Origin of the sequence: Roseateles sp. (assembly GCF_039929605.1) — a bacterium.
Lineage (GTDB): Bacteria > Pseudomonadota > Gammaproteobacteria > Burkholderiales > Burkholderiaceae_C > Pelomonas.
Genome location: NZ_JBDSQX010000097.1, coordinates 1 through 11,136, shown reverse-complemented (window position 1 = coordinate 11,136; position 11,136 = coordinate 1). Strand labels below are relative to the sequence as shown.

Below are 11,136 nucleotides of genomic sequence, written 5' to 3'. Positions count from 1 at the left end.
CCGTCGACAGCCGCTACGCCGGCTGGGACACGCCTGCCGGCCAGGACATCCTCGGCGGCCGCCACACACTCTCGGACCTCGCGGACGAAGTGTTGGCCAGGAACACCGACGTGGCACCCGTCTCGGGCCGCCAGGAAGTCCTGGAAAACCTCGTCAATCGGTTTTGCGCCTGACCCGGATGCACCCACGCAACAACCCCGCCCCCACCGCCCCGCACGTCGGGCGATGTTGACCCCGCTCCGTCGAACCAGCAGCAAGGCCCACCCCCCATCCCGCCCTAGAGGCAACCCAGAGGAGACATAGTGAACAAGTATCAGAAAACCGCCATTTCCCTTGCCGCCGCCCAGGCCGCCCTGCTTTGCAGCGGCCTGGCGATGGCACAGACGCCCGCCGCTCCCGCTGCGGCCGCATCCGCCCCGGTCAGCAGCCTTGAGACCGTCGTCGTCAGCGGCCGCCGCGCGGCCCTGGAGTCTGCGCAGAAGATCAAGCAGAACTCCGACGAAATCGTCGACTCCATCGTCGCCGACGACATCGGCAAGCTGCCCGACCGTTCCGTCACCGAGGTGCTGCAGCGCATCGTTGGCATCACCATCGACCGCACCATGTCCAAGGGCGACCCGGAGCACTACTCGGTGGAAGGTTCCGGCGTCAACATCCGCGGCCTGTCCTATGTGCGTTCCGAAATGAATGGCCGTGACACCTTCTCCGCCAACGGCGGCCGCGCCCTGAACTTCGAGGACGTGCCGCCCGAGCTGATGGCCGGCATCGACGTCTACAAGAACCCGTCGGCCGAACAGATCGAAGGCGCCGTCGGCGGCCTGGTCAACCTGCGCACCGCCCTGCCCTTCGACTACCCCGGCTTCAAGGGTTCAGTCACGGTGCAAGAGGCCTATGCCAAGCTCAACGGCAAGAAGAAGCCGTCGGCCAGCGGCCTGCTGGTCAACAGCTGGAACACCGACTACGGCCGCTTCGGCGCGCTGATCAACGTGGCCAGCTCCAAGAGCGCGACCCGCTCCGACTTCTTCCAGGTCGAGCCCTACTACCCCCGCAGCGACGCCGTGGCCGGCCAGGCCGCCGGCAGCTATCTGTGGGTACCCAAGGGCGCGCAGTGGCGCACGCTGGAGTTCGAGCGCAAGCGCGACGGCCTGTACGGCGCCCTGCAGTGGAAGAAGGACGGCCTCGACAGCTCGCTGACCTACTTCCGCTCCAAGTACCGCATGCAGTGGGACGAGCAGGCGATCTTTGCGGGCACCGACCCCTACAAGATCCAGGTCGCGAATGGCAAGTTCAACGATCAGGGCGTGCTGGTGTCCGGCACCTTGACCAACAACGACGGCTCGTTGCTGAACTTCAACGATGACACGCGCACCGCCACCCGCAATTCCCAGACCGAGGACTTTGCCTGGCGCCTGAACTGGAAGGCGAGTGACCGCTGGAGCTTCACGTCCGACCTGCAGTACGTCAAGGCCTCCACGCGCGGCCTCGACTCCACCGTGGCGACCGGCATCGGCATGCAGAAGGAAGTCCTCGACCTGAGCGGCAGCACGCCCAGCCTGACCTTCGACGCGGCCGACCGCGCCTACCTCGCCGACCCCAAGAACTACTACTGGTCGTTCACGATGGAGCATCTGGACCGCAGCAAGGGCACGCAGAAGAGCTGGAAGGGCGATGCCAAGTACCGCTTCGACGACCCGGTGCTGCAGGACCTGCGCTTTGGCCTGCGCCTCACGGACCGCCAGGCCCAGAGTTCGACCAATCCGTCCAATTACCACTGGCAGGCCATCTCCCAGTCCTGGACGCAGGGTGGCCCGGCCTATCTGAGCGACTACCCCGGCGGCACCCAGACCAACACCTTCCCCAACTTCTTCGGCGGCAGCGTCCCGGTACCGCCTTCGGTCGTGTTCCCGTCGGTCGCACAGGCCGCCGGCTTCCCGGCCTCCTACGCCGTGCTGCACAAGTACGGCGCCGACAACTGCCTGGTCAAGTCCCCCCTCCTAACTCCAACACCAGGCGACCCCGCAAACTGCAGCAACTGGCCCTTCGCCTTCACCCCCGAAGGGCTGGGCAGCGACATCGCGCAGGACATCCAGAGCGGCAGCGGCAACAGGCAGTCGGAAAAGACCCAGGCCGCCTTCGCCCAATTGCGCTTCGGCTTCGACGAATGGAAGTTGCCGCTCGACGGCAATGTGGGTGTGCGGGTCGTGCGAACCCAGAACAACGCCCTCGGCTACACCTCCTTCGCCGGCACCGAGCAGGCCAAGCTTGGCCTGGGCGGCGTGCCCGTGGCCAACATCCCTAAGTACCAGCAGCTGGACACCTTCAAGAACAGCTACACGGACGTGCTGCCCAGCCTGAACCTGAAGCTGCAGGCCGCGCATGACCTGCAGTTCCGCTTCGCTGCGGCCAAGGCCATCGCCCGGCCGGACTTTGACCGCCTGCAGGCCAGCACGACGCTGAGCCAGACCATCAACACCACCGGCACCACGGTGAACAGCGTCACGCAGACCGGCTCGGCCAAGGGCAACCCGATGCTGCTGCCCACCCGTTCGACGCAGGAGGACCTGACGGCCGAGTGGTACTTCAGCCGCGCGGGCTCGGTGACCTTCGCCGCCTTCCACAAGGACCTGAAGGACATCATCATCAATCAGACGACGAACTTCCAGTTGCCTGATGCCAGCGGCAAGCCACAGGACTTCTCGGTGACGAGCCCGATCAACGGTTCCTCCGGCAAGCTCTCCGGCGTGGAGTTCGCGTTCCAGACCTATTTCGACAAGCTGCCGGGCTGGCTCTCCGGCTTCGGCGTGCAAGGCAACTACACCTACGTGGACAGCAAGACCACGCTGCACAGCCCGGTCAATTCGGCCTATTGCAGCGGCACCGCCAACTCGGCGGACAACCTCGCGCTAAACCTCAACGGCTGCGACGTCGACGGCCGCAGTTTCGGCAACCTGCCGCTGCAGGGCATGTCGCGCAAGGCCTTCAACCTGGCGCTGATGTATGACCAGGGTCCGCTGTCCGCACGCCTGGCCTACAGCTGGCGCTCGCGCTACCTGCAGGCGGTCAACGTCAACGGCACGCAGGGCACGGACGGCCTCAACACCGATCCGAACAGCCCCAGCCTCGGCCAGAAGAACGTGGCCTGGGGCCTGCCGGTGTGGGCGGAGAGCTATGGCCAGCTGGATGCCGGCGTGTCGTACAAGCTGTTCAACGACCAGCTGTCGCTCGGCCTGGAGGCGCAGAACCTGAACTCCGCCCGCCAGCGCCAGCTGATGCAGCAGCATGTAGGCTATCTGACACGCGGCCTGTTCTACACCGGTCCGCGCTACGTGGTCTCGGCCCGCTACACGTTCTGACCTTGGTTTTCGCCCGGCAGGCCCTACGGCCCGCCGGGCGCTAAGGAATCCCCGATGAAGAAAACTGCCCTTCTCTCGGTGGTGCTGGCCGGCTTGCTCTCCTTGCAAGCCGCCAGTGCCACCGAGGCTCCCCGCCTCGTCACCCGTGACGGCCGCCACGCGCTGCTCGTCGACGGCAAGCCCTTCCTCATACTGGGTGCCCAGGCCCACAACTCCAGCAACTACCCCGGCGCGCTCAAGCCCGTCTGGGAGGCGGCGCGAGACCTGAAGGCCAACACCGTGCTGATGCCGGTGGCCTGGGAACAGGTCGAGCCGGAAGAAGGCAAATTCGATTTCAGCTTCGTCGACACCCTCGTCGCCGAGGCCCGCAAGAACAAGCAGCACCTGGTGATCCTGTGGTTCGCCACCTGGAAGAACACCAGCGCCCAGTACACCCCGGAGTGGGTCAAGCTCGACCCCAAGCGCTTTCCCTTCAACATGGACCGTGAAGGCAAGGCGAACTACAGCCTGAGCCCCTTCGGCGCCGAGACGCTCAAGGCCGACAAAAAGGCCTTCGTCGCCTTCATGACGCACCTGAAGAAGATCGACTCGGCCGAGCGCACCGTGCTGATGGTGCAGGTGGAGAACGAGGTCGGCACCTACGGCCTGGTGCGCGACTTCGCGCCCGCCGCGCAGGCCGCCTTCGAGCAGCCGGTGGCGGCTGCCGTGCTGGCGCGCAAGAAGGCCGTCGTGCCAGGCGCACCCACCGGCACCTGGCGCGAGGTCTACGGCGACTACGCCGACGAGTACTTCCACGCCTGGGCCATCGCCCGCTACATCGGCGAGATCGCCGCCGCCGGCAAAGCCGTGTACGACCTGCCGATGTACGTCAACAACGCGCTGCGCAACCCGCTGGACCAGCCACCCAAGCCCTGGAACAAGGACTTCGCCAGCGGCGGCCCGACCTGGGACGTGATCGACATCTACAAGGCCACCGCGCCCGCGCTCGACATCGTGTCGCCCGACATCTACAGCGTCGAGTCCGAGCAGGTGAACGCCAACCTGCGCCTTTTCCAACGCGCCGACAACGCGCTGTGGATCCCCGAGATCGGCACCAAGCCAGGCTACGGCCGCCTGCTCTACGCGATGCTGGGCCGTGGCGCCATCGGCGTGTCGCCCTTCGGCATCGACTACTTCAACTACACCAACTACCCGCTGGGTACGACGGCGACGGACAAGACGCTGGTCGAGCCCTTCGAGCGCGTCTACCGCATGTTCGCGCCCATCCAGCGCCAGTGGGCGCAATGGGCCTTCGACGGCAAGACCCAGGGCGCTGGCGAGGGCGACGACCGCAAGCCCCAGCAGCTGGACTTCCCCGGCTGGACGGCCAAGCTGACCTACCGCCTCGGCCGCTTCGGCGAGTCGAGCTGGGGCGGCGAATTCGCCAAGCCCGCAGCCGGCACCGAGGAGCCGGGCGGCGGCGCCGCCATCGCCCAGATCGGCACGGACGAGTTCATCGTCATCGGTCAGCGCGTGCGCGTGCGCATGGAGCCGGCCGCCGGCACGAGCGGCATGCTGCTGCGCACCGAACAGGGCCGCTTCGACGACACGGGCCGCTGGGTGATGGAGCGCGTCTGGAACGGCGACCAGGTCGATTACGGCCTGAACCTGCCGGCCGAGCCCGTGATGCTCAAAGTGAAAATGGGCCGAGCGAAATGAAGCCCAAAGGCAACCACGGAGTCACGGCGTCGCTGAGAGAACATCGCAACGATTTCTCCGTGCCTCAGTGCCCCTGAGGTTGCATTTCCAAAAACGCCAAGCACCACCCGTCGACATGATTCACCGCCGCCATTTGCTACAGGCCGCCGGCCTGTTCGCCACCGTCCCCGCCTGGGCCGCTGACGCCTCGCCCGCCCCCGCCTACGACTGGCGCAGCCTCACCTACGGGGCCGGCGGCTTCATCGACGGTTTCGTCTTCCACCCGCGCGAGAAGGGCCTGCTCTACGCCCGCACCGACATCGGCGGTGCCTACCGTTTCGACCCCGCCGCCAAACGTTGGCTGCCGCTGCTGGACCACCTCACCAAGGCCGACGCCGACCTGATGGGCGTGCTCAGCATCGCCGTGGACCCGAGCGACGCCAACCGTGTCTACGCCGCCTGCGGCCTCTACACCGGCCAGTGGGCGCGCAACGCGGCGCTGCTGGCCTCCGCCGATCGGGGCGCCACCTGGCAGACGCATGAGCTGGGCCTCAAGCTCAACGGCAACGGCCCCGGCCGTGGCACCGGCGAGCGCCTGCAGGTGGACCCGAACCGCCCCGAGCGCCTGCTGCTCGGCACCACGCAGGACGGCCTGCTGCAAAGCACCGACCGTGGCCAGCACTTCAGCAAACTCGGCGGTTTCCCGGCCAAGCATGTGTCCCTCGTGCTGTTCGCGCCGACGGCTAAAACCATCTACGCCGGCAGCCACGACCAGCCCGGCCTCTTTGTCTCCACGGATGACGGCGGCAGCTTCACGCGCATCGCGGAGTTGCCCGCCCAGGCGCCGCAGCGCGCCGCCTTCGGGCCCGACGGCTCGCTCTACGTCAGCTTCGCGGCCGGCGACGCAGGCCAGGTTGTGAACCCTGCCGAAGCCAAGACCGGCAGCGTCTGGCGCCGCGCGCCTGACGGCCGCTGGCGCGACATCACGCCGGTCAAGCCCGATAAGACTGGCAATGGCCAGACCTTCGGCTACTCGGGCCTTGATGCAGACGCCAAGCGCCCCGGCCGCGTCGTCGTGTCCACCATCGAGCGCTGGAGCAGCGGCGAAGAGATCTACATCTCCGACGACCACGGCACCAACTGGACGCCGCTGAGCCCGCGCTCCGCCTTCGATGCCAGTACCCACCCCTGGCTGCAGGCCTATCAAGGCAAGAGCCGGCACCCGCAGGGCCACTGGATGGCTGATTTCAAGATCGACCCGCACGACGGCGACCACGCCGTCTACGGCACCGGCTACGGCCTGTGGATGACCGGCAACCTCGGCGCCGCAAAGGTGAATTGGGCCTTCACGGTCGACAACCTCGAAGAGACCGCCGTGCTCGCACTGGAGAGCCCCAACGGCGGCGCCTCGCTGCTGGCAGCCATGGGCGACGTGTCGGGCGCCGCCTGGGACGACCTGGCCCAGGGCCCGAAGAACGGCCTCTTCCTGCCCGCTGGCGAGACCTGCCGCGCGGTGGCATTTGCCGAGCTCAACCCCGGCATCGTCGCCCGCACGGTCGACGGCAACGCCACCGGCGGCCACTGGTCCGCCGATGGCGGCGCCAGCTGGCGGCCCTTCGCCACCGCGCCACAAGCAGGCCTGAAACCCGGCGAGCGGGCTGCAGCCGGGCAAATCGCCGTGTCCGCCAAGGGCGGCTTCTTTGTGTGGGCGCGGCAGGGCCAGGCCGCCACCTTCTCGCGTGACCATGGCCGCACTTGGGGCCCCTGCAACGGCTGGCCGGCCGAGCGTGACTTTCTGTCGACGCCGGTGGCTGACCGCGCCATCGAAGGCGTGTTCTACGTGCTTGACCGCGCCAATGGCCGCATCCTCGTCAGCGTGGACGGTGGCGCCAGCTTCCAGCCCGGCATCGCCGGCCTGTCCAAGCTGCAGGCCTGGCAAAACGCCCAGCTCATCTGCGCGCCCGGTAAACCGCGCGACCTGTGGCTGGCGCTGCCCGATGGGCTGGTGCACTTCGCCGGCGCCGACAGCAAGGCGCTGGCCACGCCTGCGGTCGTCGAACCCTGGCGCGTGGCCTTGGGCAAGGCCGCCGAGGGCGCGGCCTATCACGCCGTGTACGTTTGGGGTCGCGTCAAGGCCGGTAGCGCCGAGGCCAGCGAGGGCCTGTTCCGCTCCCTCGACGCGGGCGCCACCTGGCAGCGCATCGACGACGACCGCCACCGCTACGGCCGGTTGAACGCACTGGCCGCCGACCCGCTGGAGTTCGGCGTCGTCTACGTCGCGCCCGAAGGTCGCGGCGTCATCATCGGCAAGCCCAAAGCATGAAGCGGCTGTTGCTGGCGCTGAGCCTGGCTCTGGCACTGCCTCTTCAGGCCGGCGAGCTGACGCTGCGTTATGCCGCGCCAGCACCGGACACGCCGCAGGGTTGGGAGCAGCAGGCCTTGCCCATCGGCAACGGCCGCCTGGGCGCGATGCTGTTCGGCCAGGTCGCGCGTGACCGGCTGCAGTTCAACGACATCACGCTGTGGACGGGCGATGCCAAGACCTTGGGCGCCTACCAGCCGTTCGGCGACGTCGTGCTCGAACTCGACGGCGGCAGCGAGCCAGTCACCGACTACCGCCGCGAGTTGGACCTGGCGCGCGCCCAGCACCGCCTCAGCTACACGCAGGCCGGTGTGCGCTTCGAGCGCCAGGCCCTCGCCAGCCAACCGGCCCAGGTCATCGCCTGGCGCCTCTCGGCCGACCAACCCGGCCGCTACAACGGCCGCATCGCGCTGACCGACCGCCACGGCGCCGCGCTGAGCGCTGCCAACCAGACGCTGACGGCCGTGGGCCAACTGCCCAACGGCCTCGCCTACGCCAGCCAGTTGCGTGTGCTGCACGAGGGCGGCTCCGTCGTGCTCGACGGCAACACGCTGGTCTTCCGCGGCTGCGACTCGCTCACGTTGATCCTCGGCGCCGGCACCAGCTACGCGGCCGGCCGCGTCAACGGCGACGCACCGCTGCCGCGCGTGCGGAGCCAAGTCGCCGCCGCCAAGCCCTGGCCCGAGCTGCGCGCCGAGCACGAGCGCGATGTGCAGGCCCTGCTCGGCCGCGTGCAGCTCGACCTCGGCAGCAGCCCCGCCGACCGCCGCGCGCTGACGACCGACGCCCGCCTGGCCGCCTACACGAAGGCCGGCGGCGACCCCGAGCTGGAGGCGCTGTACTTCCAGTACGGCCGCTACCTGCTCGTCAGCAGCTCGCGTGATTCGTTGCCGGCCAACCTGCAAGGCCTGTGGAACGACGCGCTGCAGCCGCCGTGGAACAGCGACTACCACTCCAACATCAACCTGCAGATGAACTACTGGCCGGCCGAGCCGACCAACCTGGCCGAGGCCGCGCGGCCGCTGCATCGCTTCGTGCAAAGCCTGATTCCCGAATGGCGCCGCCCCGTCGCCGATCGCGCGGCAGCAGCGCTAAAGAACCCGGCCTCCCTGCCGCCCGAAACGCCCCCGTGGGACAACTCGGTGCAGCCGCCCATCGAGACCTTCCTGACCGCTGCGGGCAAGCCCGTGCGCGGCTGGGCGCTGCGCACCGCCACCAACCCCTTCGGCGCGCAAAGCTATCTGTGGAACATGACCGGCAACGCCTGGTATGCCCGCCACTTCTGGGAGCACTACGCCTTCACGCAGGACAAGGCCTTTCTGCGCGACGTGGCCTGGCCGGTGCTAAAGGAAGTGGGCGAGTTCTGGGAGGACAGGCTCAAGGCAGGCCCGGATGGCCGTCTCGTTGCGCCCAACGGCTGGTCGCCCGAGCACGGCCCCATCCAGGACGGCGTCGCCTACGACCAGCAGATCCTGTGGGATCACTTCGACAACATGGCCCAGGCGGCCGATGCACTCGGCGACCGCACCGCGCGTGACCACGCCGCCTCGCTGCGCGACCGCCTCGCCGGCCCGCGTGTGGGCAGCTGGGGCCAGTTGCTCGAATGGCAGGCCGAGCTGAAGGACGCCGTGCTGGACACGCCGCGCGACACGCACCGCCACGTCTCCCACCTGTTCGCCCTCTTCCCCGGCCGGCAGATTTCTGCGGCGCGCACGCCCGAGCTGGCTGCCGCCGCACGCAAGACGCTGGACGCGCGCGGCGACGTGAGCACCGGCTGGTCCATGGCCTGGAAGATGGCCTACTGGGCGCGGCTGCGTGATGGCGACCATGCCCACCAGCTGCTGCGCGGCCTGCTGGCCCAGCCCGGCGCCAGGGCAGCCCGGCAAGGCGGCGAGGTCAACCAGGGCGGCACCTACCCCAACCTGTTCGACACCCACCCACCATTCCAGATCGACGGCAACTTCGGCGCCACGGCGGCCATCGCGGAGATGCTGGTTCAATCGCAAGACGGCGTCATCGACTTGCTGCCGGCCCTGCCTGCGGCCTGGCCTGAAGGCTCGGTCAAGGGCCTGCGCGCACGCGGCGGTTTCGAGGTCGACATCGCCTGGGCCGGCGGCCGCGTCACGAGCGCCACGGTGCGCTCGGTGGCCGGCGCCGGCGGCGGCCGTGTTCGCGCGGGCGAGCGCGTCGTCGCGCTGAAGCTCCAGCCCGGCCAGTCGCGCACGCTTTCGTCCAAGGACCTGTTCTGACATGACAAAAGTGAAACCCCAACACAGCCACAGAGACACAGAGGCACAGAGAAAGTGGGGCTCTCTCTGTGCCTCTGTGTCTCTGTGGCTGTGTTCCTCGGTCTTCGCTGCGCAGCCATTGACAGCGCAGTCATTGGACCTGTCCAAAGGCTGGCAGATCGCGGTCACCGATTTCGAAGGCGAGGCCAAGCTGACGGGTGACCAAGTCACCGTGCCCAAGCCGGCCAACGCACGCGTGCCCAACAGCCATGTCGCCGCCCGCCGTGGCGACGACGGCGGGGTGACGCTGCAGTTCAGCAACGCCTGGATCGCCCAGGCCCGTTGGCAGGACGGCCCGCCGCTCAACCTGAATCCCTACCTCGCCGAAGGCACGGTCGAGTTCGACCTGAACGTCATCGACCTCGCCCACGGCGGCATGAAGTTCAAGCTCGGCTGCGGCAAGGACTGCGAGCGCAAGGTGCCCTTCCTGTTCGCCGGCCGCTTGGCGGTCGGCAAGGGCAAGCAGCACCTGAGCTTCGCGCTCAAGTGCTTCTGGCGCGACGGCGACGACTTCTCTGCCGTCAACCTGCCTTTCGCGCTGGAGGGCACCGGCAGCGGCGAGCTGCAGATCAGCAAGCTACGGATCAATCAACGCGGCCAGGCGACGACGGCCTGCCCCGACTACCGCACGCTGGCCGTCACTCCCGAGCCGCTGCAGGAAGCCTGGGCGACCGAGTGGTGGCTGCCGCGCCACGAGGCCAAGCTGGCCGAGATCAAGGCCCACCGCGACGCCGGCCGGCGCGTGGACCTCGTCTTCCTCGGCGACTCCATCACCGAAGGCTGGGAGCGCAACGGCGAGGCCGTCTTTGCCCAGCACTTTGCGAAATACAACGCCGTGGCGCTGGGCTTCGGCGGTGACCGCACCGAGAACCTGCTGTGGCGCCTTCAGCACGGCGAAATGGATGGCATGGCGCCCAAGGCCGTCGTCATGATGATCGGCACGAACAACACCGGTGAGCGGCTGGAAGACCCGGCGTTCACCGTCGCCGGCATCAAGCGCAACCTCGACGAGGTCCGCCACCGCCAGCCGCAGGCCAGGGTGCTGCTGCTGGCGCTGTTCCCACGCGACGAGAAGCCCGACGGCCTCATGCGCCGCCACAACGCAAAGATCAACGCGCTGCTGCCCGCGCTTGCCGATGGCAAACACGTCGTCTTCCTCGACATCGGCAAGGCCCTCACCGATCCGGACGGCACGCTGTCCAAGGACATCCTGCCGGACTGGCTCCACCTCAGCCCGCAAGGCTACGAAATCTGGGCCCGCAGCCTGGATGCAACTCTGAACCACTGGCTCGCGCCCTGACGGCAACGGCACTGACCCCATGACTGCACTGACCTACTCCAGCCCCTTCCCCGCCGACTTCATCTTCGGCGTTGCCGCCGCCGCCCCGCAGATCGAGGGCGCCGCCTTTGCCGACGGCAAGGGCGAGTCCATCTGGGACCGCTTTTGCCGCACGCC

6 protein-coding genes are annotated in these 11,136 nt (G+C 68.2%); all 6 read left to right on the top strand.

The window, feature by feature from the left end; all coding sequences use genetic code 11:
• The first annotated feature begins 302 nt into the window (after nucleotides 1–302).
• Complete coding sequence (locus ABIS05_RS13075) at nucleotides 303–3,353, top strand: TonB-dependent receptor (protein WP_348014520.1); 3,051 nt, start codon at nucleotides 303–305, stop codon at nucleotides 3,351–3,353.
• A gap of 54 nt (nucleotides 3,354–3,407) precedes the next feature.
• A complete protein-coding gene (locus ABIS05_RS13070) occupies nucleotides 3,408–5,051 on the top strand; it encodes a DUF5597 domain-containing protein (RefSeq protein WP_348014519.1) in 1,644 nt (547 codons plus the stop codon).
• Between the two features lie 115 nt (nucleotides 5,052–5,166).
• Complete coding sequence (locus ABIS05_RS13065; RefSeq protein WP_348014518.1) at nucleotides 5,167–7,353, top strand: hypothetical protein; 2,187 nt, start codon at nucleotides 5,167–5,169, stop codon at nucleotides 7,351–7,353.
• The gene (locus ABIS05_RS13060; protein WP_348014517.1) at nucleotides 7,350–9,641 is read left to right on the top strand and encodes a glycosyl hydrolase family 95 catalytic domain-containing protein; all 2,292 of its coding nucleotides are present in this window, start codon (nucleotides 7,350–7,352) and stop codon (nucleotides 9,639–9,641) included. Before ABIS05_RS13065 ends, ABIS05_RS13060 begins: the two co-directional genes overlap by 4 nt.
• Before the next feature lie 133 nt (nucleotides 9,642–9,774).
• Nucleotides 9,775–10,980, top strand: coding sequence for a GDSL-type esterase/lipase family protein (locus ABIS05_RS13055; protein ID WP_348014516.1), 1,206 nt, complete (start codon nucleotides 9,775–9,777; stop codon nucleotides 10,978–10,980).
• Between the two features lie 19 nt (nucleotides 10,981–10,999).
• The coding region (locus ABIS05_RS13050) for a family 1 glycosylhydrolase (protein ID WP_348014521.1) at nucleotides 11,000–11,136 on the top strand (137 nt) is incomplete at its 3' end.